General features: G+C 63.3%; 24 protein-coding genes. 2 read left to right on the forward strand and 22 right to left on the reverse strand.

What is annotated here, in order from left to right:
• Positions 1-32 precede the first annotated feature (32 nt).
• Both nusA and rimP read right to left on the reverse strand, forming a co-directional pair.
• The gene (gene nusA / locus NKH04_RS00535; RefSeq protein ID WP_023676901.1) at positions 33-1,628 is read right to left on the reverse strand and encodes a transcription termination factor NusA; all 1,596 of its coding nucleotides are present in this window, start codon (positions 1,626-1,628) and stop codon (positions 33-35) included.
• Between the two features lie 47 nt (positions 1,629-1,675).
• Positions 1,676-2,308 carry a ribosome maturation factor RimP gene (rimP, locus tag NKH04_RS00540; RefSeq protein WP_023676900.1) on the reverse strand — a complete coding sequence of 211 codons (633 nt, stop codon included), beginning with the start codon at positions 2,306-2,308 and terminating at the stop codon, positions 1,676-1,678.
• 281 nt (positions 2,309-2,589) lie between these two features.
• On the opposite strand from rimP, the gene NKH04_RS00545 reads away from it, so the two are divergent.
• Positions 2,590-2,754 carry a hypothetical protein gene (locus tag NKH04_RS00545; protein WP_352470065.1) on the forward strand — a complete coding sequence of 55 codons (165 nt, stop codon included), beginning with the start codon at positions 2,590-2,592 and terminating at the stop codon, positions 2,752-2,754.
• A gap of 60 nt (positions 2,755-2,814) precedes the next feature.
• Here the strand turns inward: NKH04_RS00545 and trmB are convergent, their stop codons facing one another.
• From trmB to NKH04_RS00630, 17 genes are all read right to left on the reverse strand, one after another.
• Positions 2,815-3,516: a tRNA (guanine(46)-N(7))-methyltransferase TrmB gene (gene trmB / locus NKH04_RS00550; RefSeq protein WP_352614602.1), complete on the reverse strand. Its 702-nt coding sequence runs from the start codon at positions 3,514-3,516 to the stop codon at positions 2,815-2,817.
• An 11-nt stretch (positions 3,517-3,527) separates the two neighbouring features.
• Entirely contained in the window at positions 3,528-4,817 is a 1,290-nt protein-coding gene (metK, locus tag NKH04_RS00555) for a methionine adenosyltransferase (RefSeq protein ID WP_023676896.1), read from the reverse strand.
• 330 nt (positions 4,818-5,147) lie between these two features.
• Positions 5,148-5,567, reverse strand: coding sequence for a helix-turn-helix domain-containing protein (locus tag NKH04_RS00560; RefSeq protein ID WP_023676895.1), 420 nt, complete (start codon positions 5,565-5,567; stop codon positions 5,148-5,150).
• A 137-nt stretch (positions 5,568-5,704) separates the two neighbouring features.
• Positions 5,705-7,291: an apolipoprotein N-acyltransferase gene (gene lnt, locus NKH04_RS00565; protein WP_353043914.1), complete on the reverse strand. Its 1,587-nt coding sequence runs from the start codon at positions 7,289-7,291 to the stop codon at positions 5,705-5,707.
• 377 nt (positions 7,292-7,668) lie between these two features.
• Positions 7,669-8,742, reverse strand: a complete 1,074-nt coding sequence (locus tag NKH04_RS00570) for a hemolysin family protein (protein WP_352613880.1) — start codon at positions 8,740-8,742, stop codon at positions 7,669-7,671.
• Between the two features lie 28 nt (positions 8,743-8,770).
• Positions 8,771-9,268 carry an rRNA maturation RNase YbeY gene (gene ybeY, locus NKH04_RS00575; RefSeq protein WP_352541254.1) on the reverse strand — a complete coding sequence of 166 codons (498 nt, stop codon included), beginning with the start codon at positions 9,266-9,268 and terminating at the stop codon, positions 8,771-8,773.
• Between the two features lie 17 nt (positions 9,269-9,285).
• Positions 9,286-10,335, reverse strand: a complete 1,050-nt coding sequence (locus NKH04_RS00580; protein ID WP_352541253.1) for a PhoH family protein — start codon at positions 10,333-10,335, stop codon at positions 9,286-9,288.
• Between the two features lie 26 nt (positions 10,336-10,361).
• Complete coding sequence (gene miaB / locus NKH04_RS00585; protein WP_352541252.1) at positions 10,362-11,771, reverse strand: tRNA (N6-isopentenyl adenosine(37)-C2)-methylthiotransferase MiaB; 1,410 nt, start codon at positions 11,769-11,771, stop codon at positions 10,362-10,364.
• 63 nt (positions 11,772-11,834) lie between these two features.
• The gene (gene olsA, locus NKH04_RS00590; protein WP_353043915.1) at positions 11,835-12,635 is read right to left on the reverse strand and encodes a lyso-ornithine lipid O-acyltransferase; all 801 of its coding nucleotides are present in this window, start codon (positions 12,633-12,635) and stop codon (positions 11,835-11,837) included.
• Between the two features lie 21 nt (positions 12,636-12,656).
• Positions 12,657-13,151 (reverse strand): ribosomal protein S18-alanine N-acetyltransferase, encoded by a 495-nt coding sequence (gene rimI, locus NKH04_RS00595; protein ID WP_352470057.1) that lies wholly within the window; start codon positions 13,149-13,151, stop codon positions 12,657-12,659.
• A complete protein-coding gene (gene tsaB / locus NKH04_RS00600) occupies positions 13,151-13,843 on the reverse strand; it encodes a tRNA (adenosine(37)-N6)-threonylcarbamoyltransferase complex dimerization subunit type 1 TsaB (protein ID WP_353024140.1) in 693 nt (230 codons plus the stop codon). The genes rimI and tsaB overlap by 1 nt, the downstream gene beginning before the upstream one ends.
• A gap of 159 nt (positions 13,844-14,002) precedes the next feature.
• Entirely contained in the window at positions 14,003-15,109 is a 1,107-nt protein-coding gene (locus tag NKH04_RS00605; RefSeq protein ID WP_352470055.1) for a DUF1513 domain-containing protein, read from the reverse strand.
• Positions 15,110-15,111: 2 nt separating this feature from the next.
• Positions 15,112-16,185: an imelysin family protein gene (locus NKH04_RS00610; RefSeq protein WP_353043916.1), complete on the reverse strand. Its 1,074-nt coding sequence runs from the start codon at positions 16,183-16,185 to the stop codon at positions 15,112-15,114.
• Positions 16,185-17,792: a di-heme oxidoreductase family protein gene (locus NKH04_RS00615; protein WP_352470052.1), complete on the reverse strand. Its 1,608-nt coding sequence runs from the start codon at positions 17,790-17,792 to the stop codon at positions 16,185-16,187. The genes NKH04_RS00610 and NKH04_RS00615 overlap by 1 nt, the downstream gene beginning before the upstream one ends.
• A 12-nt stretch (positions 17,793-17,804) precedes the next feature.
• Positions 17,805-18,290: a bacterioferritin gene (bfr, locus tag NKH04_RS00620; protein ID WP_023676883.1), complete on the reverse strand. Its 486-nt coding sequence runs from the start codon at positions 18,288-18,290 to the stop codon at positions 17,805-17,807.
• Positions 18,256-18,567: a (2Fe-2S)-binding protein gene (locus NKH04_RS00625; protein WP_023676882.1), complete on the reverse strand. Its 312-nt coding sequence runs from the start codon at positions 18,565-18,567 to the stop codon at positions 18,256-18,258. Before NKH04_RS00625 ends, bfr begins: the two co-directional genes overlap by 35 nt.
• Before the next feature lie 57 nt (positions 18,568-18,624).
• The gene (locus NKH04_RS00630; protein WP_502895699.1) at positions 18,625-19,917 is read right to left on the reverse strand and encodes an imelysin family protein; all 1,293 of its coding nucleotides are present in this window, start codon (positions 19,915-19,917) and stop codon (positions 18,625-18,627) included.
• A 421-nt stretch (positions 19,918-20,338) separates the two neighbouring features.
• Between NKH04_RS00630 and NKH04_RS00635 the strand changes: the two genes are divergently transcribed.
• Entirely contained in the window at positions 20,339-21,592 is a 1,254-nt protein-coding gene (locus NKH04_RS00635) for an NAD(P)/FAD-dependent oxidoreductase (protein WP_353043917.1), read from the forward strand.
• Positions 21,593-21,601: 9 nt separating this feature from the next.
• Here NKH04_RS00635 and NKH04_RS00640 read toward each other — a convergent pair whose 3' ends face one another.
• The 3 genes from NKH04_RS00640 to NKH04_RS00650 form a co-directional block, all read right to left on the reverse strand.
• A complete protein-coding gene (locus tag NKH04_RS00640; protein WP_353011919.1) occupies positions 21,602-22,879 on the reverse strand; it encodes a 4-aminobutyrate--2-oxoglutarate transaminase in 1,278 nt (425 codons plus the stop codon).
• Between the two features lie 353 nt (positions 22,880-23,232).
• The gene (locus NKH04_RS00645; protein ID WP_353043918.1) at positions 23,233-23,982 is read right to left on the reverse strand and encodes an ABC transporter ATP-binding protein; all 750 of its coding nucleotides are present in this window, start codon (positions 23,980-23,982) and stop codon (positions 23,233-23,235) included.
• On the reverse strand, positions 23,979-24,812 hold the full coding sequence (locus NKH04_RS00650; protein WP_353043919.1) for an ABC transporter ATP-binding protein: 834 nt from the start codon (positions 24,810-24,812) through the stop codon (positions 23,979-23,981). Before NKH04_RS00650 ends, NKH04_RS00645 begins: the two co-directional genes overlap by 4 nt.
• Positions 24,813-24,815: the final 3 nt, after the last annotated feature.

Consider the following 24,815-nt stretch of genomic DNA (forward strand, 5'->3'; position numbering starts at 1 on the left):
CAAGGGCGGGTTCGGTGCGATGCGGTTTCACCTCACGCACCGACGGTTTCGTCAGCCGGCACGCCCTCGGCGGCAAGCTCGTCTTCGGTGATCCAGCCAGCCTTCAGGCGAGCGGCCAGGACCATCTGCTCGGCATCGGCGCGTGATACGCCGTGGTTGGCGAGCACACCCGGGAATACCTTCGTCTCGCCGTCCTTGCGTTCCTTCCAACCGGTCAGGTCGTCGGCGGCGTAGCCGGCGAAATCCTCGATCGTCTTCACGCCGTCCTCGCCGAGCGTCACCATCATGGCGGTGGTGATGCCGGGAATCTCGCGCAGCTCGTCCTTGACGCCGAGCGCCTTGCGCTTCTCGTCATGCTCGGCTTCGATCTTCTCCAGATATTCGCGGGCGCGGGTCTGGATTTCCGAAGCCGTGTCCTCGTCGAAGCCGTCGATCGACGCGATTTCGCCGGAGTCGACATACGCGACCTCTTCGACGCTGGTGAAGCCTTCGGAAGCGAGCACCTGGCCGACCATCTCGTCGACGTCGAGGGCTTCCATGAACAGCGACGACCGTTCGACGAATTCCTTCTGGCGGCGTTCGCTCTCTTCCTGCTCGGTCAGGATGTCGATATCCCAGCCGGTGAGCTGCGAGGCAAGACGGACGTTCTGGCCGCGGCGGCCGATGGCCAGCGACAGCTGATCGTCGGGAACGACGACCTCGATGCGCTCGGCATCCTCGTCGAGCACGACCTTGGCGACTTCCGCCGGCTGCAATGCATTGACAATGAAGGACGCCGCCGAAGGCGACCAAGGAATGATGTCGATCTTCTCGCCCTGCAATTCACCGACGACCGCCTGGACGCGGCTGCCGCGCATACCGACGCAGGCACCGACCGGATCGATGGAGCTGTCGCGCGAGATGACAGCGATCTTGGCGCGCGAACCCGGATCGCGGGCGACCGACTTGATCTCGATGATGCCGTCGTAGATTTCCGGCACTTCCATGGTGAACAGCTTCGCCATGAACTGCGGATGGGTGCGCGACAGGAATATCTGCGGGCCGCGCTGTTCGCGGCGCACGTCATAGACATAGGCACGGACGCGATCGCCATACTTGTAGTTTTCGCGCGGAATCAGCTCGTCGCGGCGGATGATCGCTTCGCCGCGGCCGAGATCGACGATGACGTTGCCGTATTCGACGCGCTTGACGGTACCGTTGACGATCTCGCCGATACGGTCCTTGTATTCGTCATATTGCCGGTCGCGCTCGGCCTCGCGCACCTTCTGCACGATGACCTGCTTGGCCGACTGGGCGGCGATGCGGCCAAAATCCATCGGCGGTAGCTGTTCGGCAATGAAATCGCCGAGCTGGGCGTCCGGATTGCGCTCGCGCGCCGAGGAAATGGCAATCTGCGTCGCGTAGTCATCGACCTTCTCGACCACTTCCATCAGCCGCTGCAGCTTCATCTCGCCGGTGTTGGCATTGATGTCGGCGCGGATATTGGTTTCCTGGCCGTAGCGCGAGCGCGCGGCCTTCTGGATCGCATCGGCCATGGCGGCGATGACGATCGACTTGTCGATCGACTTTTCACGCGCGACCGCATCGGCGATCTGCAGCAGTTCAAGCCTGTTGGCGCTTACAACCATCTTCTTTCTCCCGAGCTTGTTGCCGACCTTTACGGCCGGCAGCCCAATCACATTTCCTGTTCGGTTTCGTCTTCCGCACCCTCTGGTGCGTCTTCGGGTTCGCCGCGGCGTTTCCTGGCTTCCTTGCGCGCCCGATTGTCCTTCGACAGCGCATCGCGGATAAGGTCGTCGGTCAGAATCAGCCGCGCTTCGGCAATCGCATCGTAGGGAACACGTACCGTCGGCTCCTCGCCGTAAGCGGCCTTGTCACGCTCGATCAGCACACCGTCCGCGTCGCTTTCGGCGATCTTGCCCTTGAAGCGCTTACGGTCGGCGACGAGAACCGACGTTTCCATCTTCACCAGATGGCCGGTCCAGGCTGCAAAGTCCGATTTGCGGACCAGCGGCCGGTCGATGCCCGGCGACGACACTTCGAGATGATAAGCCTTCTCGATCGGATCATCGACATCGAGCGCCGGCGATACCGCCCGGCTGACCTCTTCACAATCCTCGACCGTCATGGTGCCGTCCTCGCGCTCGGCCATGATCTGCAGCGTCAGCCCGTTCTGGCCCGACAGGTGCACACGTACCAAGCGGAAGCCAATGGCGCGCAGTACCGGCTGAACGATCAGCGCGATGCGCGCATCGATGCCGCTTTCGCGGATGATGCGGTCGTCGCCTTCGCTTGCCGTCACTGTCATTCGGTCCTGTCACTCGATTTCTGTCGGTCGGCAGGTAATAAAAAAGAGCGGGACCGGGTGGACCCACTCTTCGTCATACCGACCAAGAATTTGAAGCTGATATAGACGATCGTGGTCCTCGTTTCAAGCCCGTCCTGCATGACGGCAAGGCTCCGAGTCCGCAGCGCTGCTCCAAATGCATGGCGCCCATGCAGTGATCACCGTTTGAGCACCGGCCACGCACGACTATCTACGTTGCATTGCACAATTGGAGCGCTCACTGCGCTCGAAAGGGTCCCATCATGAACAATCGTGGATTTTTTTCAGCCATAGGCGATGTCTTTAGCGTGTTCGGCAGCGCCGTAGCCGCGTCGCGGGCTGTGGAACGCGGTCGCAAGCCGCGTGCGCATGATCTGCGCAATCTCGGCATGGAGCCGGCAGCCTTCAACAAGATCCGTCGCTTCTGAGCCAGGTGGCCGCCGAGAGCCTTCGGCCCGCTCGCCTTGTGCTCAGCTCTAATTTCCCGCTTATTTCCGCACGAAGGTGAGATAGGCGGGCCGTCGGCCTTCGCGAATGGCCTTGGCCTCATAGCGCGTCCCCGGCCAGCCATCATAGGGCCGGTGCCAGTCGGCTGCTTCGCTTGCCTGCCACGTGAAGGCGTCGTGCGCCCGGCAATGCAGGAGCGTCCAGTTCACATAGCTGTCGATATCGGACGCAAAGTGGAACTTTCCGCCGTGCTTCAGGACGCGCGCGAAGCGGTCGAGATTGACCGGGCTGACGAAGCGCCGCTTCCAGTGCTTCTTCTTCGGCCACGGATCCGGATAGAGAAGGTCAATGCCGTCAAGCGAAGCCTGCGGCAGCCAGTCCAGCAGACGTGTGGCGTCGTCGTCATAGACGCGCAGATTGGCAAGCGGCCGCTCCCGGACCGCCATCATCATCTTGGCCATGCCGTTGACGAAAGGCTCGACGCCGATAAAGCCGGTCGCCTGGCTGGCCGTAGCACGGTGCAGAAGATGTTCGCCGCCGCCAAAACCGATTTCGAGCTGGACAGCCGAAACTTCGGCTTCGAAAAGGCTGCGCAAGTCGGCCGGCGGTTCAACCGTCAAATCGAGCCTGTAGGCGGCGAAGCCGCTCTCCAGCGCCGCTGCCTGTTGTGGTCGAATGGTCTTGCCGCGCCGGCGACCGAAAAAGGCCTCGGTCGCACGGCTTGGCCGGTCCTTCGGATCCATAGGCGCCGCGGTTAGGCGGCGACCGCTTCGGCGACCGGTTCGGCGAGAGCGTCCTTGAGCGCCTTGGCGAGGTCGGTCTTCTCCCAGGAGAAGGATCCGTCGCGGCCGGCCTTGCGGCCAAAATGGCCGTAGGACGACGTCTTGGCATAGATCGGCTTGTTGAGATCGAGGTGGCGGCGGATGCCGGACGGCGACAGGTCCATCACGGCGCGCAGTGCACGCTCGAGTTTTGCCTCGTCGACCTTGCCGGTGCCGTGCAGGTCGACGTAGATCGACAGCGGCTGGGCGACACCGATCGCATAGGAAAGCTGGATGGTGCAGCGATCGGCGAGCTTTGCGGCAACCACGTTCTTGGCGAGATAACGCGCGGCATAGGCCGCCGAGCGGTCGACCTTGGTGGTGTCCTTGCCAGAAAAAGCGCCGCCGCCATGAGGCGCAGCCCCGCCATAAGTGTCGACGATGATCTTGCGGCCGGTCAGGCCGGCGTCGCCATCAGGCCCGCCGATGACGAACTTGCCGGTCGGATTGATGTACCAGTTGCAATTGTCGGCAATCTTCAGGTCGCCCAGTGCTTCGCGAATATAGGGCTCGACGACGTTGCGCACCTTCTTCGAATCCCACGTCTCATCGAGATGCTGGGTCGACAGCACGATCTGCGTCACTTCCGCCGCTTTGCCGTCGACATAGCGGACGGTGACCTGGCTCTTGGCATCCGGCCCGAGCCTGCCGGCATCACCGCTGCCTTCATGGCGCGCAGCCGCCAGCAATTCGAGGATCTTGTGGCTGTAATAGATCGGCGCCGGCATCAGGTCCGGGGTTTCGCGGCAGGCATAGCCAAACATAATGCCCTGGTCGCCGGCTCCCTCCTCGCCTTGCCGGTCGGAGGCGTTGTCGACGCCTTGGCCGATATCCGGCGACTGGCCGTGCAGCAGGACCTCGATCTTGGCTGTCTTCCAGTGGAAGCCGGCCTGCTCGTAGCCGATTTCGCGGATCGCCTTGCGAGCGACCGACTTGAACTTGGCCGGGTTGACGATCGGATGGCCGGCCGCATCCTTCAGGACGTTGCCCTCCTTGTCCTTCTTGAGCAGCGTCTCGGGGACGCGCACCTCGCCGGCGATGACAACGCGATTGGTCGTCGCAAGCGTCTCGCAGGCAACGCGGACCTTCCACGGGTCCATGCCGGTCTTTCTGGCTTCGCGATAGACGAGATCGACAATCTCGTCGGAGATGCGGTCGCAGACCTTGTCGGGATGGCCCTCGGCAACGGATTCCGAGGTGAAGAAGTAATTGTGCCGCGTCACGGGTGTCCCCTCTTGAAAAAAATATCGGCAGGCCGCCGATTTTGGCGCGCCAGTTGTTAACGGTGCCGGGCGTCGCTCGTCAAGCCATGCAGCCGTTCTGGCATGAATTTTGACGTCATTATCTTTGCATCCCGAGACGGCGGCAGGGCGCACTGCGATCAGCCCTTGCACCAACAGATAGAGGAAAACGGCTCCCAGGAAGCGAGTCGAGCGAAATCGATCTGCGCTTTAGCGCATCTGCGGAATGAACATCCCTCAATGCGCGCAGCCGCGAGAAATTGCATGCCCAGCTACGACGAGCCCTTCCTTGTTGGACTCTTCACGGGCCAGTCAATCGACTTCGTCGGTGGAAAGCGACTTCACCAACTCGATGATCTTGCGGCGCACTTTCACATCGGCGATCTTGACGAAGGCGCGATTCAGCTGGAGGCCTTCCGGGCTGCCGCAGAATTCGACGGCGGAGGTCATCGAAGCATCCTCGGCAAATCCACGGTTGCCCACGGGCTCCTGACCGGGCGCATCCTCGAAAAAGAAGGCGACGGGGACGCCGAGTATGGAGGCGATTGCCTGCAAACGGCTGGCGCCGACGCGATTGGTGCCCTTTTCGTACTTTTGGATCTGCTGGAACGTTATGCCGAGGTTTTCACCCAGTTTTTCCTGGCTCATTCCCAGCATATTGCGGCGAAGCCGGATGCGGCTTCCGACGTGGATGTCGATCGGATTCGGCTTTTTCTTGTTTTCTTCTGTCATTTTTTCCTCGCCGAATTTTTCCGGCTTTTTCTATTTTGCTGCCCAAACGACGCCGCGGCCCGTGCCCCAACAGAACGACCTTATCGACTTCGAAAATTTTCAGGCGCTTACAGTATGAGTTTCTAATGTGTCGGCTGTCAATTCGCCCGTAGCCTTTGCCTTACGTTCAAAATGCATGCCGCAACGGCAAGCAAAAACATGATCAGCATTCCGTTAATGCGTCGTTGGCCGGAGGAAACCATGGCTTGGTTGGAGATCGGCACACGCACATCGATCGCGCCGCGTGCATCGATTGCCAGCGCGTCGACGATGCGACCGCGCGGGTCGACAACGGCCGAAATGCCGTTATTAGCCGCGCGCAACAGGGGCACCCCATTCTCCACCGCCCGGATCTGCGCCTGCCTGAAGTGCTGGTACGGCCCCGGCGTGTCGCCGAACCAGGCGTCATTGGTGACGTTCACAATAAGCTCGGCTGACGTTGCGTCAACTGCGACCAGATCGGGAAAGATGACCTCATAGCAAATAAACGGCAGCGCCCGGATACCGCCGGGCAGCGCGATCGGATGCCGCTCATTGCCCGCCGCGAAGGTCATTGGACCGGCAACAAGCTGCTCAAGCCCGAAGCGGCCGAGCAGATCGGCGAAAGGCAGGTATTCGCCGAAGGGTACCAGGTGGACCTTGTCGACGGCATCGACGATTTCGCCTTTTTCGTCGATCGCCACCACAGAGTTGTAGTAACGGCTGCCGGCCGCCGAGCCGCCTTCTTCGCGAACGACGCCGGCGACCAGCATCTGGCCATCGCCGAGCATCTCTCCGATCGCAGGCAGGGCATCCGGACGTTCGGTGAACAGAAACGGCACGGAGGTCTCCGGCCACAGGATCAATTGCGGCCTGTCATGGCCGGGTTCCGGCGCCTTGGCCGAAAGCCCCATCATGGTGGCGAAGATACGGTCACGCACCGAGGTATCCCATTTTTCGGTAAGGTCGACGGCAGGCTGCACTATACGGACGTCAAGGCTGCGGGCGGCCGGCTTTTCGGGGGCGGCGAGCCGGATATAGCCGAAGCCGGCATGGGCGGCGACGAGCACGACAAGCAATGCCGCGCCGAGGCGGAGATGCCGGCGCGCCGCAAGCAGCGCCGGCAGCGCAAAGACGAAGACCGCAAGCGCGTCCATGCCGACCATGCCGGTCACCGAGACGCTCTGCATCAGCAAAGGTACCGGCATCGCCGCATAGCCGACGGCATTCCACGGAAAGCCGGTGAACAGGAAGCCGCGCAGCCATTCCGCCAGCGCAAAGCCGAAGGCGAGCGCGGCGATGCGTCCGATGTCGTTGCTCCACAACAGCCGGGCGACCACGGCGGCGAAACCATAGAAGAAGGCGAGCGCGAGGGGGATGCCGACCACCGCGAACGGCAAGGCCCAGGCAAAGCTGTCGGCCTCGACCAGAAGCGCCGAGCCGACCCACCAGAGACCGGCAAGAAAGTAGCCGAAACCGAACCACCAGCCGATGGCGAAGGCCGGACGCAAGCGCCGCAGAAAACCGTCCGAGGCTTCGCCGGTCGCGCCGTCGAGGAGCCACACCAGCAGGGGAAACGAAACGAAACAGACGGCGAAGAAATCGTACGGCGCCTGGGCAAGAACCGCCAGCGCGCCGGCAAGAAACGCCACCAGCGCGCGCTGCCAGCCCCAAAGCAGAATTATCCGGCCGGCCTGGCGCTCCATCTATGCTTCCGAGTCGTGCGAATCAGGAAGCAAGATTTATCAGGCCGCGGCCTTGGCTCCAAATGGCGCCCAGCTGGGGCTGCCGAGCATTAACTTCGGCCTCGACCTTGGCAGACCTTGCCCAGCGATGCGATGATGCTGGTCATCACGGGAGCACAATTCACTTGAGGCGACATTCGCTGCTCAATGGCGTTCTGGCCATGCTGATGGTTTCCGTCCCAAGTGCAGTCCTGCTGTTCGCGCTGGCTCGGCCTTGGAAAGGAACCCTTTCGGTGTCGGATCTTTGGACCGCATTCGCTGCAAGCCATGGTCCAGGGTTGGCTCTAACGGCCAGCTAAGACGCTAACCGGTTTCCACCGCTTGCCGAAACTCGACGTCTAAGCCTGCTCGGTGCGGACGGCGCGGCGGCGGCGCTCGCCCTTCAGGGTCTCGACGATGCGCACGCGCTTGACGCGGCGCGGATCGGCGTCGAGCACATGGAACTCGAAGCCGGGTATGGCCTGCACCACTTCGCCGCGCGCCGGCACCCGGCCAAGCGTGTTGAAGATCATGCCGCCGATCGTGTCGACATATTCGCCGTGCTCGCCGGCGGCGAAATCCTCGCCGATCATCTTGGCGACGTCGTCGATCTCGGCCTTGCCGTCGACGATGAAGACGCCTTCGCCGGCCTGGGTAATCATCGGCTCGTCCTCGTCATGCTCGTCCTCGATGTCGCCGACCACCATCTCGACGATATCCTCGAGCGAGACGAGACCGTCAGTGCCGCCATATTCGTCGATGACCAGCGCCATCTGGGTGCGCGTCGTCTGCATTCGCCCCATCAGGTCGGAGGCGAGCATCGACGGCGGCACGAACAGCACCGGTCGGATCAGGCTGAGATCGCCGATGGTGCGCGCCAGATCGACCTGGGCGAGATCGAGAACCGTCGCGACCGGAGTTTTCCTGGTCGTCCTGCCCTTTCTAACGCGGGCGACCTTGGTGATGTGCGCCAGCACGTCGCGGATATGAACCATGCCGCGCGGATCGTCGAGCGTCTCCGAATAGACTGGCATGCGGGAATGGCCGGACTGCTCGAACAACCCCAGAAGGTCGCCGAGCTTCGTGGTGATCTCGACCGCCTCGATGTCGGCGCGCGGCACCATGACGTCCTCGACCCGCACTTCGCGCAGGCGCAGGATGTTGTTGAGCATGGCGCGTTCGCCGGGCGAGAAGGATTCTGCATCGCTCGCCGTTTCGGCAAGCGCACCGGCAATCTCCTCGCGCAGGCTGGTGCCGTTGCGGTGCCTGAAAAGCCCGAGCACGCGATCGAACAGGGAAGGACCGGCAGGCGATGCCTCGCTGGCGAAGCTGCCGGTCGTGGTACTCGGACTCGAGCCCTCTTCCGTCGTTTCGGAAGGCTTGATCACACTGCCGGCGTCGGAGCGGGCGGCAGTCTCTGGTTTGTCGTTCATCATCGTCCGGTCAATTGGTCTTTTGTAATTACGTGTAGGGATCGGGAATGGCAAGCCTCGCAAGTGCTGCGCGCTCTGTCGCTTCCATCAGTTCCGCTTCGGCATCCGTTTCGTGATCATAGCCCAGCAAATGCAGCAGGCCATGGATGACGAGATGGGAGATATGGTCCTCGATGGGCTTGTCTTCCAGTGCCGCCTCGCGCGCGACAGTCTCGGCGGCCAGCACGATGTCGCCGAGCATCGGCGGCAGAGGCCCTCCCCTGGCAAACGGAAAAGCTGGAAAAGACAGGACGTTGGTCGGCTTGTCCTTGCCGCGCCAGCCGGCATTGAGCGTGCGGATACGGGCATCGTCGGAAAAGACGATGCTGAGCTCGGAACGGCCGTCGGCACCGGTTTCGGCAAAGGCGGCCGAGACGGCGTGGTCGACCAGTCGCATCAGCACCGCCTCGTCGGGCCAGTCGCCCGCCTCGATCGCGATATCGATTTCGACGGGAAGCGGTCCCCCCGCCTTTTGCTCCTCAGCCATGCGGCCGCATAATCGTATCAGCTTTCGACACCCAAACCCCTGGCCAGCTTGCCGTCACGGTCGTAGGCCTTGACGATCTCGGCGACCAGCGGATGCCTGACGACGTCGCCTTCATTGAAGCGTACGGTCACCATGCCGGTGACGCCGTCGAGGATTCTCAGCGCCTCGACCAGGCCGGATTTGGTGTTTGGCGGCAGATCGATCTGGGTCGGATCGCCGGTGACGATCATGCGCGAGTTCTCGCCGAGCCGGGTCAGGAACATCTTCATCTGCATCGGCGTGGTGTTCTGCGCCTCGTCGAGGATGACGGCAGCGTGCGCCAGCGTACGGCCGCGCATGAATGCCAGCGGCGCGATCTCGATGACCTCAGCAGCAATCGCCCGCTCGACCTTGTCGGCCGGCATCATGTCGTAGAGCGCGTCATAGAGCGGCCGCAGATAGGGATCGACCTTCTCCTTCATGTCACCCGGCAGAAAGCCAAGCCGTTCACCGGCCTCGACCGCGGGGCGCGACAGCACGATCCGTTCGACCATGCCACGTTCGAGCAGCATTGCCGCATGCGCCACCGCCAGATAGGTCTTTCCGGTGCCGGCCGGGCCGATGCCGAAGACGAGTTCCGACCGCTCCAGCGCGCGCATATAGGCGTCCTGGTTGAGCGAGCGGGCATAGATGGTCTTCTTGCGCGTCGATATCTGGGCGGCGGACACCTTGCCCTTGCGCTCCAGCGTCGGCAGCGTCAGCTGGTCGTCGGTGGCGATCGCCATGCGCACGGCGCCGTCGACATCGGACTGGCCGATATCGGTGCCTTTCTGCAGAATGCCGTAAAGATTGTCCAAGGCGCGGCGCGCCTGCTCGGCGGCCGAGGAAGAGCCCTTGATGGTCAATTGGTTGCCACGCGAGCGGATATCGACGCCGAGCTTCTGCTCGAGCCTGGCCAGATTCTCGTCGAACTGGCCGTAAAGGGCGCTGGCAAGCTTGTTATTGTCGAAAGTCAGTACGATGTGCGCGATATCCGAGGCCCCGGAGGGTAGGTTCTGGGGCAGGTTCTTGACTTCAGCAGCGCTCAACCGTCTCTCCTCATCTGCCGAGGCCTTCAGGCCAATTCGGCGAACAGGCTGTTGTAGCCCGTCTTCGTGATTCGTACCTGGATAATGTCACCGATTTCGCCGGCCTTTTCATCAACAATAACCGGCTGCAGCCACGGCGAGCGGCCAACCTTCTGGCCGGCCTGGCGGCCCGGCTTTTCGATCAGCGTGTCGATAGTCCTGCCGACCAGGCTTGCGCCGAAATGCTGCTGCTGTTTCAGAAGCAGCGCCTGCAGCCGCTGCAGGCGCTCGTCCTTGACGGCCTCCGGCACGTGATCGCCCATCTCCGCGCCCGGCGTGCCGGGGCGCGGAGAATATTTGAACGAGAAGGCCGAGGCATAGTTGACGTCTTCGACCAACTGCATCGTCGCCTCGAAATCCGCTTCCGTCTCACCGGGAAAGCCGACAATAAAATCGCCGGACAGTGCGATGTCGTTCCGTGCGGCACGGATGCGGTCGATCAACGTCAGATAGTCCTTGGCCATATGCCTGCGGTTCATCGCCTTGAGTATGCGGTCGGAGCCGGATTGCACCGGTAAATGTAGATAGGGCATCAGCGTCGGCAAATCACGATGGGCGGCGATCAATTCATCGTCCATGTCGCGCGGATGGCTGGTCGTGTAGCGCAGCCGCGCCAGACCTGGAATCTCTGCCAGCCTGAACAGCAGCCGGCCAAGGCCCCATTCCTCGCCGTCTTCACCTCTTCCGTGCCAGGCGTTGACGTTCTGGCCGAGCAGCGTCACCTCGCGCACGCCGGCATCCGCCAGGCGCTCGGCCTCGGCGACGATCTGTGCGACCGGCCGCGAGACTTCCGAGCCGCGCGTATAGGGCACGACACAGAAGGTGCAGAACTTGTCGCAGCCTTCCTGAACGGTCAAGAACGCCGTCACGCCGCGCCTGATCAGTTCGGCGCGCTTCGGCTGCGGCAGATGCTCGAACTTGTCCTCGACGGCATAGTCGGTCTCGACGATCTTTTCGCCGCTCCGCGCCCTCGCCAGCACCCCGGGCAGCCGGTGGTAGGTCTGCGGACCGATGACCAGATCGACGGCCGGCGAGCGGCGGATGATCTCGGCACCCTCGGCCTGCGCCACGCAGCCGGCGACGCCGACCAGCATTTCGCGCCCGGCCTTGGCACGTTCCGCCTTCAGCTCACGGATGCGCCCAAGTTCGGAATAGACCTTTTCCGCCGCTTTCTCGCGGATGTGACAGGTGTTGAGCAGCACCAGATCGGCCTCGCCGATGGCGTCTGTCGCGGCATAGCCGTCGGCCGCCAGAGCATCGGTCATGCGCTGCGAATCGTAGACGTTCATCTGGCAGCCATAGGTCTTGACGAAGACCTTTCTGGTCGCGGCAGGCGGAACGACCAGGTTTTCGGCGGCAGCGCCGATGTCGTCACGTTCTATCGTGTTCAATTCCATTTCGCGGCTTCTAGCGCCTTTCCCCGACAAAAAACAGACGAATCTGGCCGGAACCTGCTCAGCCTACCGGCTCGGACGCGGTTCGGCGAGCGCCGCTTGTACCATCTCGCGAACCTGGCGTTCCATCTGCTTTGCCGTCTCCTTGCGGCTCGAGCCCCTGGAGAAAGCAATCGCCTCGCCAAAATGCACCTCGACGTCGACGGCGCCCTCGGCCATCAGCACCTTGAGGTGCGGCATCAGCTCCTCATCGCCGATCCAGGCGGCAACCGGCCGATGCCGACGGCCGAGAGGCACGCCATGCAGGCGCGTATAGACGATCGCCACCGGTTGGATGAAGACCTGTTCGGCCGCCCCTTCCGCAATCGCCATTGTAGCGGCGCCGAACAGCGTGCTCTTGAACGGCAGGATCATGTTGCCGTCGCCGGTCGAGCCTTCGGCGAACAGCACCATGGCGTCGCCCTTGGCCATCCGGCGGGCGATCTCGCTCGCCTGGTCGCCCGACGAGCGTTTGCGCTCACGTTCAATGAAGACGGTGCGTTGCAGCTTCGACAGCATGCCGATCAGCGGCCAGCCTGCCATATCGGCCCTGGCGATGAACGTCACGTCGACCATCGACCCCAGCACCATGATGTCGGTCCAGGAGATGTGGTTGGCAGCAATCAGCAATGGGCGCTGGCCGGACAGCGCTCCCTTGACATGGATGCGCAGCCCCAGCGCCCTGACGATCATTCTGTGCCAGATCTTCAGGATGAAGGTCTCGCGCCAGAGTCCGGTCCTCATCGACAGTATCTGCAAAGGCACAAGCACCAATGAGCCGACGACAACCAGCCCCAGGGCCAGGAAAATCCTGATTTTTCCTATCATCCGCACCACCCCGGCGTTTGGCTAGCGAAGATCGCGGCGCATGACAAGCGCGCCGGTCGGGCCGTGCTCCGGCGACTTGTAATAGTTGGCGCGCTTGCCGACCTCGCGGAAGCCGAACCGCCGGTAGAGCGCGATCGCGGCGACATTGGTCTCGTCGACCTCGAGGAAAAGTGCCTCGGCGCGCTGTGCGTGCAGTTCACGCAGCACCGCATCCATCAATTGCCAGCCGAGCCCCCGGCGCCGATGCGAGCGTGCCACCGCGACCGTCAGGATCTCCCCCTCGCCGGCCGCCAGCCGCGCCAGCACGAAGCCGACCGGCGGCTTGGCACCCTGTCCGGTCTCGCGCGCGGCATAGCCGAACACCGTGTCCTGCTCGAGCAGCGCGGCGAATTCGTCGTCGGTCCACGGCCGCGCGAAATCCTCGCGATGCAGTACCGACATGGCCGCGCTGTCAGCAACCGTCAGCGGCTCGATCGCATAGTCCCTGCGACGCGGCTGGAGGAATGGAATGCGCATCAGTTTTTTTGCCTAGATAGAATAAAGCCGGCCTGCGGCTTGGCGTCGGCGCCGCGCAGATAGAGCGGTTTCGGCTTTTCGCCCTCGCCCTTTTTACCGGCACGTTGGGCGGCGGCCAGCCGGGCATAGACGGCGATGTCGGCGGTGGCCGCCGTCCCGCCGAGATCGAAGCTGCGCCCGGCCGCCGCGGCAATTTGGGTTGCCGCCGTGCCGGCGAGAACCGCAGATCTGTCGACCGCGATGGCGGCTGCTTGCGAGAGCGTGGTCACGGCCGGACCAAAGATCAGAACCGACCTCTCATCGTAAAGTGCCGCATGGATCTCCTCGCGACCTGCATCGAGCGCGGCGAGCACGGCGCGACCGGGAAATGCCGCTCTCGCTTGCGCCGCCAGGGCCTCCAGAGTCGTCACGCCGATCGCCGGGATTTTCAGCGCCAGCGCAAGGCCGCGCGCCGCCGAGACGCCGACGCGCAGACCGGTGAAGGAGCCTGGACCCGTCGAAACGGCAATGGCGCCGAGGCCGGAATAGTCGGTTCTGCTGGTCCCCAACGCCTTTTCGATGACACCCATCAGATGCTCGGCATGACCCTTACCGAGATCGAGCACCGAACGGCCGAGTTCTTTCCCGGCCGCCGCGTCGTAGACGCAGGCGGCGCAGAGATTGGTGGCACAGTCGATGGCAAGCAATTTCATGAAGCGGCCGGTTGAGACAGTTTCGAAAACAGCTTCCCTCTGCCCGCCAGGGCTGATCCCCGCAAGGCAATAATGGATAAATCGTCAGGCGACTTGGCTTCGGCGCGGGTCCAAGAATGTAAGTTCCAACGCACGCAATCGCCACAATAGGTATCGGGACTAGCCGACCTGCTCGATACGCAGCACGTGATTGTCCCAGACATAGTCCGGCTCGGAATGTATCGAGCCACCGGACTCGACGATATCGCCGGCGCCGGTCGTCGCCATGAAGCTTTCCCCATCGGCTGCAACGCCGCAAACCTCGACCAGCGCCTTGGTGGCGACGATGCGGCCGCTGGCCGCGTCGATCACGGCAAGCGAATTGCCCTCAGGCGAAGACACCGCGATGGTGCCGGCGGCAGGGTTGGCGGCGACCGAGCCGATATAGTTCCTGAAAGCCGAGAGCACGTCCTGCGACATGTCGAGTAATTTCAGGTCCATGCCGCGCGCCGCGCGGCCGAGCAGTGGGGGACGATCGGTACCGGGCCCCCTGTATTGACAGCCGAACCAGACGGTGCCGGAGCGGTCGGCATCCATATGGCGGATCGACAGTTGGTGTAGCGCCGGCGGTAATTCGTGCTTTTCGGTGAGATCGCCGGTAAGGCGGTCGACCAGAACATAGGAAGGCTTCATCGTTGCGATATTGAGCTCGGCGCGGCCATAATCCGGATGCGTTTCGATGCCGCCATTGGCGACAGCGATTGTCCTGCCGTCGGAGAGAAGCAGAAGTTCGTGCGGGCCCACGCCGTAGGTCGGGAACTCGCCGATGCGCTTGAATTTCGCATGCGCGTCATAGACGCCGACGACGCCGGCGGCATTGTCGAAATCGTTCTCGGTTGCGTAGAGCAGCGTGCCATCGGCCGAGAACACACCATGGCCGAAGAAATGCCGGCCGGCAACGCTGGCAATGGTGTGCGGTTTATAGCGGCCGGTATGGTCGAAGACGACAGCAAAGGTGCCCGGCTGCCTGGCAAACACCACCGAACGATTGGACACCGGGTCGAAGGTAACGTCGTGGCCCCGATCGGGCAGATCGATCGTGTGCAACAACTTGCCGGCCTCGGACAGGACGGCCGCGCCATAGCTGCCGTCGCGCTTGACGAAAGCGGTGGCGAAGACCGCGTCGGCGTCGATTGTCTTTGCCCAGGCCGACGGCGCCATCGCCGCTACGAAACCAGCGCCTGCGGCCCTCAGGAAATCGCGCCGATCGATCAGCGGCGTCCTCATGATCAGTCACCATCCAATGACGAGAACCCGGCGGTCAGGCCGAATTCGGCGGTCAGCCTGGTGCCGATCAGGGTCGTCAGGCTGGATGTCACCAGCGAGAAATAGTCGAGCTTCTGGCGCAGCGCCGGATCGGCAAGTGCCTTGTCGATCGGTCCCCTGATCGCCTTGGCCGCCTCGATCCCGTTGGTGAGCTGGATGTGGACCGATTCTGCCATCCAGCGCGCATCGGGCGGCAGCGCGTCGCCAAGCTGCGAGGCCTGGAACAGCGTGTCCATGCCCGCCAGATTCCCGGTCAGCGAGCGGGCGGTGTTTTGCGAGCGCCAATAGATCGCCTGTTTCGGTTTGTCGGCCTCCGGCTTGGCGCCCAGGAAGCCTTTCAGGCGTACGTCGCGGACCATTTCCAGCTCGTTGATGAAGACGCCGACCAGTTCGGTCACCGCTTCGGTGCCGTCGTGGTAGAGCGCGTTCTGCGGACCCGGATTGGCCCAGAGCGCGGCAAAGCCGTTGGGCTCGTTCCAGGCATCGCCAACCTCGCCGGCAATCGTCTCGACATTGCCGGCAATGGCCGCACCGTAGGCGCAGCGATAGGCGTCGTCCCTGCCGACCAATTGACCGGCTCCGTTGCCGTAGAGGACGAATTCCAGTGCGCCGAGCCCTTGCATGGCGACGCTCTTTGTAGCCAGCTGGGCCGGATCGGCGGCTGTCGGATCCTTGCCGGCAAGTGCTGCCTGCACCTGCTTCAGGCCGATGCTCTTGCGATCCGGCCAAAACAGCATGCGCTCAAGCCGGTTGTTTTCCGCGATCGGCCCGAAACGGATGATTTCCACCACCGACCAGGCATCCACGACGCCTGAGAATTCGGCGCGTGCCGCATCGAGAGTGTCTCGCGAGGGCGCTTGGCAAAGCGCGTGCATGGTCTTGGCCAAGCTGTCCGCATGGTCATGCAATCTGGCATAGGCCGGGCGGACGAAGCCGTCGATCGCCCGCTGGATCACATCCGAAGCCTTCACCGTCGCGGATGCCGGCAGCGCACCGGCGAGGACCAGCATCAGAGCGAATGCAAGACGCTTCCGCATCAGAGCGACTCCAGAAACTTGATCAGCGCGGCGCGGTCGGCCGCATCGGCAGCGGCAAAGCGGTCACGCGCCTTCTGACCCTCGCCGCCATGCCACAGAATCGCCTCGGCCAGGCTTCGTGCGCGCCCGTCATGCAGGAAGAAGGTGTTGCCGCTGACGGTCTGGGTGAGCCCGATGCCCCACAGTGGCGGCGTGCGCCATTCGCTTCCCGTGGCCTCGCCCACCGCCTGTCCGTCGGCAAGACCGGGTCCCATTTCATGCAGCAGGAAATCGGAATAGGGCCAGATCAGCTGGAAGGCCTGCGCCTTGTTCGGGGTGTCGCGACGGGTGACGAATTTCGGCGTATGGCAGGAGATGCAGCCCATATCGTAGAATAGTTTTTTGCCGGCGAGCACGTCCGGTCTGTCGAGATCGCGCCGGGCCGGCACGGCAAGGTTTTGCGAATAGAAGGTCACGAGGTCCATGACCGGCGGCGGCGCTTCGACCGGACCGAGGCGCTCCTGTACACCGTTAGGTAGGCCAAGGCAGGTCTTTTCCGCGGCGCTGCAATCGCCCCAGTGCTTCGGCACTTCGGGCGTCGAAATGCCAATATCGCCGGCAAAAGCGTCCGCCGATTGCTGGCGGATCGATGCCGCCTGCGCCTTCCAGCCGAAACGGCCGAGCGTCAGTTCACCGCTGCTGGCGTCGCGTATTATGTTTGGCCTGCCGGAAATCCCGTCACCATCGCGGTCGGCCGCATCGGCACGCGTAAGGATGTCGGCGGGAGCGATCTGCTCGACCAGGCCAAGGCCGATCATCGGCGGTGTCATGCGCGGCGACAGCGTGGTGTGCGGATCGAGCGGCCCGTAGGCGAGACCCTCGACCGAATAGCTCGGCTTGCGCAGCGACACGACGCTGCCGTCCGCCAGTTTTACTTTTTGCTCCTGATAATCGACATGCATCCTGCCTTCGCCCTGCAGGCCGGGAACGGCTAGCTCCTGAAGTTGTGTGCCATAGACCGGGTCGGGAAAGTTGAGCACCTTGTGATCGGCGAGCGCGGCTTTCTCCTCCTCGGTACTGGCTTCCCTTGCCAGGCGCAGGAACATCGAGGTGGTGCCGCTGTCGCCTTGGGGCGGATGGCCGCGACCGTCCTTCAGATGACAGTTCTGGCAGGCGCGCTCGTTGAACAACGGACCGAGCCCATCCGAGGCTTGTGTCGAGGATGGCGAGGACACCCAGTTCTTGCGGAAAATGGCATTGCCGAGCTTGAAGGTGCCCTCTTCCTCGAAGCTGATGTTGGCGGAGGATTGCGAGAAGGCGTCCTTGTTGACGTCCTTCTTCGAGGTGCCGGCGCCGCCCTGCATCAGCTCGAATTGCTCGGGCTTGGAGAAATCGCTGGTCGGCCTGGTGATGGCGATGACGCGCGCCAGATCCTTCGGCGTCAGATCCGTGCGGCTGGTGGCAAGCCCCGCCGGTTGCGGCGCCCCGGCCAGCGCCGAGGCTGTGAGCGTCGCCACCACGGCAAGAAAGGCGCCGCGAAGGATACCGTATCGCGGCTTCTTCTGAGGCGGCAGGCCACAATGCTCGGCCGGCCGCAAGCGGCGCATGAAATCTAGGGGGCGCCGCATTCCGGCATATCCTTATTCCGCCTCGTCGGCCGACGCTGCGTTGAGTTGACCGTACTTTTCTTCGCCGATCGAGGCGAGCAGGTCGAGTTGCGTCTCGAGAAAGTCGATGTGACCTTCCTCGTCAGCCAGCAATTCCTCGAACAGCTTCATCGTCACGTAGTCGCCTGCTTCGTTACAAACCTCGCGCGAACGCTTGTAGGCGGTGCGCGCGTCGTATTCGCCGGCAAGATCGGATTCGAGCACTTCCTTGACATTCTGCCCGATGCGCAGCGGCGCCACGGACTGCAGGTTCGGATGGCCCTCGAGGAAGATGATGCGCGCCACGAGCCGGTCGGCATGGTGCATTTCCTCGATCGATTCAGCGCGTTCCTTTTTCGCTAGCTTGGCGTATCCCCAGTCTTCCAGCAGCCGGAAATGCACCCAGTATTGATTGACCGCCCCAAGTTCCAGAAACAGAGCCTCGTTAAGCCGCTCTATGATCTGCTGTTCGCCTTTCATGGGTTCTGCTCCCGTATTGGACGCGCAGGCCTCTGACGCGATCCAGGTGTGAAACGATGTCCACGCCACTCGCCGCCGAGCGGGCATGGTAATTTTCGGTGACCCGAATGATCGTTTCGACCACATTTGGGAAGCAGCCGCAACAGCGACCGCGCTTGTGCATGGCGTGATAGACCTTCGCCGGCACGATCAGCTGCCAGGGGTCCTCATCCAGCAGCCCGACGATCGTCTGCTCTATCTCCTTTTCGGTGATGATGTTGCAATGGCAGATCAGCATTTTGTCGCTCTGGCTAACGGCGCTTCGCTGCGTCGCGTGGCTGGTGGTTTCGATAGTCTATTGGAACACCTTGTCCGGTGAATCGAGGCTGTCCGAGCCCTCGAAGGCTATCGCATTGAGCTTCAGGGTACCGACGGCGCGTTCGATCGATTTGGTCTGATCGACCAGCGCGTCGATCGCCGCCTGCACAGTGGCATTGCCTTCCGTGTTGCCTTCTCCGATCTGCTGGTCATAGGCCTCGCCGGCAAGCGCCCGCGCCTTGATGGCCTCCATCTTGGCGACGGTGACGTCCAGTTTGTCCGACAATTCCTTGGCAACCGCCGGGTCGGCCGCCTTGACCATGTCGGCCACCGACGGCCCCTCGACGACAGTGCCGTCGAGCCGCTTGTAGCTGCCGTGATAGGCGGCACGGATCCCGATCGCATCGTAAAGATGGGAGTTGTAGGTATTGTCGGAGAAGCAATCGTGCTCCTCTTCCGGGTCGTGCAACAAGAGGCCGAGCTTCATCCGCTCTCCGGCGAGCTCGCCATAGGACAGCGAGCCCATGCCGGTGAAGATGGTCGAAATGGCGGCGTTCGGCTCGCCATCGACAAGGTTCTTGCGGGCGGCGCCGCCCTCCTTCCAGTCGTCGACCATATCCTTTAGATCGGAAACCAGAAGGTCGCTCGCCGATTTCAGATACTGTCCGCGGCGGTCGCAATTGCCGCCGGTGCAATTGGCGAGGTCGTAATCGGTGTAGGGCCGTTCGCCGGCGCCCGGACCGGTGCCGTGCAGGTCCTGACCCCAAAGCAGGAATTCGATCGCGTGATAGCCGGTCGCCACATTGGCCTCGATACCGCCGGCCTCCTGCAGGGTGCCGGAGAGGAACTCCGGCGTCAGGTCGGTGGCGTCGACCTTCTTGCCGTTGATCTCGATCGACTTGTTGGCGATCACATTGGCGGTGTAGAGCGCGTTGGCGTCCGACTCGGTGCCGTAGCTCTTGGCGACATAGTCGATCAAGCCTTCGTCGAGCGGCCAGGAGTTCACCTTGCCTTCCCAGTCATCGACGATGGCGTTGCCGAAGCGATAGACCTCGGTCTGCTGATAGGGAACGCGCGATGCCTTCCAGGCCTCGCGGGCGGCGTTCAGCGTTTCGGCAGATGGCTTGGCGAGCAGCGCATCGACAGCCTTGTCGAGCGCCTCGGCCGCGATCAGCGAATCCTCGTATTTGGCGAGTGCAATGTCGGAATAGGTCTTGATGACCGCCTTGGCATCGGTTTGCGCCTTGGCCGGCAGCACGAACACGGCCGCCGTCAGCATCGCGGTGGCGCCGATCGCCGCAAGCCTGCCGCCATACCGCGCGGTGATCATCGTTCTCATGATTGTCTCTCCTCGGGAATCAATGAAATGCCGGCGCCGCGGCGGGCAGTGCCAGCGGGCAAAGAAGGGTCGCGCCATCGCGCGGTTCGCGGAAGAAAGACACCGAAATGCCTCCAATCGAAAGGGTTCAAGGCCCAGACATCAAAGGGATGCGCTGACGCGCGAGCTTCCATAAAACGGCGAAGACGCCGGATGTCAACTGGTGGCGTAGAAAAATTCAATTGAAACAATAGTTTAGAATTATTCTAAACTAGAACTGTCAACTTTAACACCGACATATGAAGAATGCCGGCGCATGACGCAGTTGACAGGCGGCCGTTCCGGGTGCGACCCGGATCGGCGCTCTTGCGGCGGCGCCGGACAATCGCCACCTGGCGAAACGTCCTAGATTTGGATGAGGAATCGGGCTGTTATGAAGAACGGGGTCGTCATTGTCGGTGCGGGTCATGCGGGCGTGCAAGCGGCCGCCAGCCTGCGCGAAGAAGGCTATGACGGCCCGGTGATCCTGGTCGGCAACGAAAACGAATTGCCCTACCACAAGCCGCCGCTGTCGAAGACCTTCATCAAGGATCAGCAAGCAAAGCCGCAGCCGTTGCGCGGCGAGGCTTTTTATACCGGCAGCGCCATCGACTTCCGGCCAGGCATCCGGGTCGAGCGGATCGACGTAGGCGGCCGCAGGCTGGAGATATCGGGCGGCGGTGTGTTGCCGTTTGACCGGCTGATCCTCGCCACCGGCGCGCGGCCGCGCCTGCTGCCGCTGCCGGGTTCGGAGCTTTCTGGCGTTGTGTCGCTGCGCTCGCTCGGCGATGCCCGCCTGATCCGCGAATTGAGCGCGCAAAGCGAGGAGGTCGTCATCCTCGGCGGCGGCTTCATCGGCCTGGAGATTGCCGCGACGCTCACCGCGGCAGGCCGCAAGGTTACGGTGGTCGAGGCGGTCGACCGGCTGCTCGGCCGCGCCGTGGCACCGGTCATCGCCGGCCATGTGCGCCAGCGGCTGGAGGCCTCCGGTGTGCGCATCCTTACCGGCACCACCATCGAACGGCTGGAGGACGAGAACGGCCGTGTTTCGGCTGCAATCACCTCATCCGGCGAGACATTGCCGGCGCAGATGGTCGTCATCGGCATTGGGGTCGTGCCGAATGTCGAACTGGCCGAAGCCGCCGGCATTGCCATCGCCAACGGCATCCGCGTCGACCAGCAGATGCGCACGTCGGTGCCGGAAATCCTCGCCATCGGCGACGCGGCGTCTTACCGGCACTGGTTCACCGGCGGCGACGTGCGGCTGGAATCGGTGCAGAACGCCACTGACCAGGCGCGGCTCGCCGCGCGCACCATCGTCGGCCACACCGACAATTACTCGACGGTGCCGTGGTTCTGGTCCGATATCGGTGACATGAAGCTGCAGATGGTCGGCCTGATTGCGGGTGGCGACAGCCATGTCGTGCTGGGCGACGTGGCCGAGAACAAATTCTCCATCTACCACTATGCCGGAAGCCGGCTGCTCGGCACCGAATCGGTCAACCGGCCGGGCGACCACATGCTTGGCCGCAAGATGCTCGGCGCCGGCTTTTCGCCGTCGCCGCAGATCGTCGCGACCGGGCCCGACGGGCTGAAGGCCGCGCTCGCCGCCTTCCAGGAAGGAGAGCCTGTCCGCGCTGCAGAATAATCGTATCGCTCAGGCGGCGCGGGCTTCGCGGATCGAACTTTCCAGGATGTCGAGCGCCTCGTTCATGACGCCGTCCTGGATGGTGATCGGCGCGAGGAAGCGGATGACGTTGCCGTAGACGCCGCAGGTCAGCAGGATCAGGCCCTTGTCGAGCGCCTTCAGCCGGACCGCATTGGCGAGTTCCGGAGACGGCAGGCCCTTCGCCACATCGTTGAACTCGACCGCGTTCATGAAGCCGGGGCCTCTGATATCGATGATCTCCGGGGCTTCGTCGCGGATCGATTGCAGGCGCTGCTTCAGACGGTTGCCCAGCGTGTTGGCGCGGTCGCAGAGCTTCTCCTCGTCGATGACGTCGAGCACGGCATGCGCCGCGGCGACGCCGATCGGGCTGCCGCCATAGGTGCCGCCGAGTCCGCCGGGGTTCGGGGCATCCATGACCTCGGCCCGCCCGGTGACCGCCGCCAAGGGGAAGCCGCCGGCCAAGCTCTTGGCCATGGTGGTGATGTCGGCCGCCACCTCGTGGTGGTCCATGGCGAACATCTTGCCGGTGCGGGCAAAGCCGGTCTGCACCTCGTCGGCGATCAGCAGCATGCCATGCTGATCGCAGATCTTGCGCAATGCGGTCATGAAATCGCGCGGCGCCTCGTAGAAGCCGCCCTCGCCCTGCACCGGCTCGACGATGATGGCGGCAACGCGGGCCGGATCGACGTCGGCCTTGAACAGCCGGTCGAGCGCAGCCAGCGAATCGGCGACCGACACGCCGTGCAGCGCAACCGGGAACGGCGCATGGAAGACATCCGCCGGCATGGCGCCGAAGCCGACCTTGTAGGGCACGACCTTGCCGGTCAGTGCCATGCCCATGAAGGTGCGGCCGTGAAAGCCGCCGGAAAAAGCGATGACCGCCGGCCGGCCGGTGGCGTTACGGGCAATCTTGATAGCGTTTTCGACCGCCTCGGCGCCGGTCGTGACAAAAATCGTCTTCTTGTCGAACTTGCCGGGCAGCATGCCGTTCAGCCGTTCGGCCAGCCGGATATAGCTCTCATAGGGCACGACCTGGTAGCAGGTATGGGTGAAGCGGTCGAGCTGCGCCTTGACCGCTTCGATCACCCTGGGGTGACGGTGGCCGGTGTTGACGACGGCGATGCCGGACGAGAAGTCGATGTAGCGGCGGCCTTCCACATCCCAGATCTCCGAGTTTTCGGCGCGATCGGCATAGATCTGAGTGGTCATGCCGACGCCGCGCGAAATCGACTGGCTCTTGCGTTCGGAAATGGCTGAATTTGTCATCGTATCCCTCACCGGGCCGGCGCCCGCTCTCGTTTGATGGCTGTTGAGACTCTTCTGGGCTTATTTCAGGTTTTCCTCAAGTTGGCACTGGCGGCGGGCGATTGGGCCTGCGGTCCGGCGGGCGACCTGACACAAAGTTGCCAAGTCCCGTTCCTTCGCGCCCCCCTCTGTCCTGCCGGACATCTCCCCCACAAGGAGGGAGATTGGCAGCTTCGTCGGCAGCGTTCCTTCTATAACGTTGGCGATTGGCGAAATCAGTGGTGACGGCCAATCTCCCCACCCGTGGGGGAGATGGCCGGCAGGCCAGAGGGGGCGCGAAAGAACACGACGCGGGGAATTGAAAGCAAGCCTACTCACGCCGTCCGCACAAATCCCTCGCTGGCCCTCAGCAAATTGCGCGTATAATCCTTGGTGACACGGCGTTCGACAAGATCGTGCGCGGTCAGATTCTCCATCGCCTCGCCGTTCTGCATCACCATCAGCCGTTCGCACATGTGGGTGATGATGGCTAGGTCGTGGCTGACCATCAGGAAGGTCAGCTTGCGGCGGCGCCTGATCTCTTCCAGCAGGTTCAGCACCTCCGCCTGCACCGAAGCGTCGAGCGCCGAGGTCGGCTCGTCGAGCAGCAGGATCGACGGTTCCAGAATCAGGGCGCGGGCGATCGCCACGCGCTGGCGCTGACCGCCGGACAATTGATGCGAATAGCGAAAACGGAACCCGGTGCCGAGGCCGACCTCGTCGAGTGCCCGCTGGATGCGCTTTTCGCCGTCGGCGAAGCCGTGAATGGCGAGCGGCTCCTGCAGCAGGCGGTCGACGGTCTGGCGCGGGTGCAGCGAACCGTACGGGTCCTGGAAGACCATCTGCACCTCGCGGTAAAACGCCTTGTCGCGACGCGCGCCGAGCGTTTTGCCGTTGACCGCGATGGTGCCTGATGCGGCCGGCGCCAGGCCGGCGATTGCCCTGAGCAACGTCGACTTGCCGGAGCCGGACTCGCCGACCAGGCCGAAGGATTCACCGGATTCGACCTCGAGGCTGACGCCTTTCAACGCGCGGAAGCGGTCGAAGACCACCTCCAGCCTATCGATGGAAAGGGCTGCCGTCATGCTGCCCACTCCGGCTTGCGGTCGAGCACCGGCAGCGGGTGACGGTCGGCGCTGATCTTGGGCATGCAGTTGAGCAGGCCGCGCGTATAGGGATGCTGGGCGCGGCCGAGCTCCGAGGCTTTGAGCTGTTCGACCACCTTGCCGGCATACATGACGATGACACGATCGCAGAAGGACGAGACCAGGCGCAGATCGTGCGAGATGAAGATCAGCCCCATGCCGCGCTCGCTGACCAGCCGGTCGAGGATGCCGAGCACGTCGAGCTGGACAGTGACGTCGAGTGCCGAGGTCGGCTCGTCGGCGATCATCATTTCCGGCCCGGCGATCAGCATCATGGCGATCATGGCGCGCTGGCCCATGCCGCCGGAAACCTCGTGCGGATGCAGGTCGAAGACACGGGCCGGATCGCGGATCTGCACCGCCTCCAGCATGGCCAGCGCGCGGTCGCGGGCTTCGGCCTTGGAGACCTTCTCATGCGTGCGCAGCGTCTCGACGATCTGGCGGCCGATGCTCATCACCGGGTCGAGCGAATATTTCGGATCCTGCAGGATCATGGCGATACGCTTGCCGCGCAGCGCGCGGCGCTCGCGCGGCGAGGCGGCCAGCAGGTCGATGCCGTCAAAAGCGAGCGTCTTCGCGGTCACCTCGGCCTGCGGCGGGGTGACGCCCATGATGGCGCGGCCGGTCTGCGACTTGCCCGAACCGCTCTCGCCGACGATGCCGAGCCGCTCGCGGCCGAGCGAGAAGGAAACGCCGCGCCCCGCCTCTTTGCGGCCGGGGCGCGTCGGGAAGGTAACGCGCAGGTCGTCGACTTCGAGAAGCGTGCTCATTGG

The sequence above is a fragment of the Mesorhizobium sp. M1365 genome (assembly GCF_040317865.1).
GTDB lineage: Bacteria > Pseudomonadota > Alphaproteobacteria > Rhizobiales > Rhizobiaceae > Mesorhizobium.

What these genes read in the sequence shown, in the direction of transcription:
- nusA (WP_023676901.1), bottom strand. Translation starts at nt 1,628, where the DNA reads ATGGTTGTAAGCGCCAACAGGCTTGAACTGCTGCAGATCGCCGATGCG.
- rimP (WP_023676900.1), bottom strand. Translation starts at nt 2,308, where the DNA reads ATGACAGTGACGGCAAGCGAAGGCGACGACCGCATCATCCGCGAAAGC.
- NKH04_RS00545 (WP_352470065.1), top strand. Translation starts at nt 2,590, where the DNA reads ATGAACAATCGTGGATTTTTTTCAGCCATAGGCGATGTCTTTAGCGTG.
- trmB (WP_352614602.1), bottom strand. Translation starts at nt 3,516, where the DNA reads ATGGATCCGAAGGACCGGCCAAGCCGTGCGACCGAGGCCTTTTTCGGT.
- NKH04_RS00560 (WP_023676895.1), bottom strand. Translation starts at nt 5,567, where the DNA reads ATGACAGAAGAAAACAAGAAAAAGCCGAATCCGATCGACATCCACGTC.
- lnt (WP_353043914.1), bottom strand. Translation starts at nt 7,291, where the DNA reads ATGGAGCGCCAGGCCGGCCGGATAATTCTGCTTTGGGGCTGGCAGCGC.
- NKH04_RS00570 (WP_352613880.1), bottom strand. Translation starts at nt 8,742, where the DNA reads ATGAACGACAAACCAGAGACTGCCGCCCGCTCCGACGCCGGCAGTGTG.
- ybeY (WP_352541254.1), bottom strand. Translation starts at nt 9,268, where the DNA reads ATGGCTGAGGAGCAAAAGGCGGGGGGACCGCTTCCCGTCGAAATCGAT.
- miaB (WP_352541252.1), bottom strand. Translation starts at nt 11,771, where the DNA reads ATGGAATTGAACACGATAGAACGTGACGACATCGGCGCTGCCGCCGAA.
- olsA (WP_353043915.1), bottom strand. Translation starts at nt 12,635, where the DNA reads ATGATAGGAAAAATCAGGATTTTCCTGGCCCTGGGGCTGGTTGTCGTC.
- rimI (WP_352470057.1), bottom strand. Translation starts at nt 13,151, where the DNA reads ATGCGCATTCCATTCCTCCAGCCGCGTCGCAGGGACTATGCGATCGAG.
- tsaB (WP_353024140.1), bottom strand. Translation starts at nt 13,843, where the DNA reads ATGAAATTGCTTGCCATCGACTGTGCCACCAATCTCTGCGCCGCCTGC.
- NKH04_RS00605 (WP_352470055.1), bottom strand. Translation starts at nt 15,109, where the DNA reads ATGAGGACGCCGCTGATCGATCGGCGCGATTTCCTGAGGGCCGCAGGC.
- NKH04_RS00610 (WP_353043916.1), bottom strand. Translation starts at nt 16,185, where the DNA reads ATGCGGAAGCGTCTTGCATTCGCTCTGATGCTGGTCCTCGCCGGTGCG.
- NKH04_RS00615 (WP_352470052.1), bottom strand. Translation starts at nt 17,792, where the DNA reads ATGCGGCGCCCCCTAGATTTCATGCGCCGCTTGCGGCCGGCCGAGCAT.
- bfr (WP_023676883.1), bottom strand. Translation starts at nt 18,290, where the DNA reads ATGAAAGGCGAACAGCAGATCATAGAGCGGCTTAACGAGGCTCTGTTT.
- NKH04_RS00625 (WP_023676882.1), bottom strand. Translation starts at nt 18,567, where the DNA reads ATGCTGATCTGCCATTGCAACATCATCACCGAAAAGGAGATAGAGCAG.
- NKH04_RS00630 (WP_502895699.1), bottom strand. Translation starts at nt 19,917, where the DNA reads ATGATCACCGCGCGGTATGGCGGCAGGCTTGCGGCGATCGGCGCCACC.
- NKH04_RS00635 (WP_353043917.1), top strand. Translation starts at nt 20,339, where the DNA reads ATGAAGAACGGGGTCGTCATTGTCGGTGCGGGTCATGCGGGCGTGCAA.
- NKH04_RS00640 (WP_353011919.1), bottom strand. Translation starts at nt 22,879, where the DNA reads ATGACAAATTCAGCCATTTCCGAACGCAAGAGCCAGTCGATTTCGCGC.
- NKH04_RS00645 (WP_353043918.1), bottom strand. Translation starts at nt 23,982, where the DNA reads ATGACGGCAGCCCTTTCCATCGATAGGCTGGAGGTGGTCTTCGACCGC.
- NKH04_RS00650 (WP_353043919.1), bottom strand. Translation starts at nt 24,812, where the DNA reads ATGAGCACGCTTCTCGAAGTCGACGACCTGCGCGTTACCTTCCCGACG.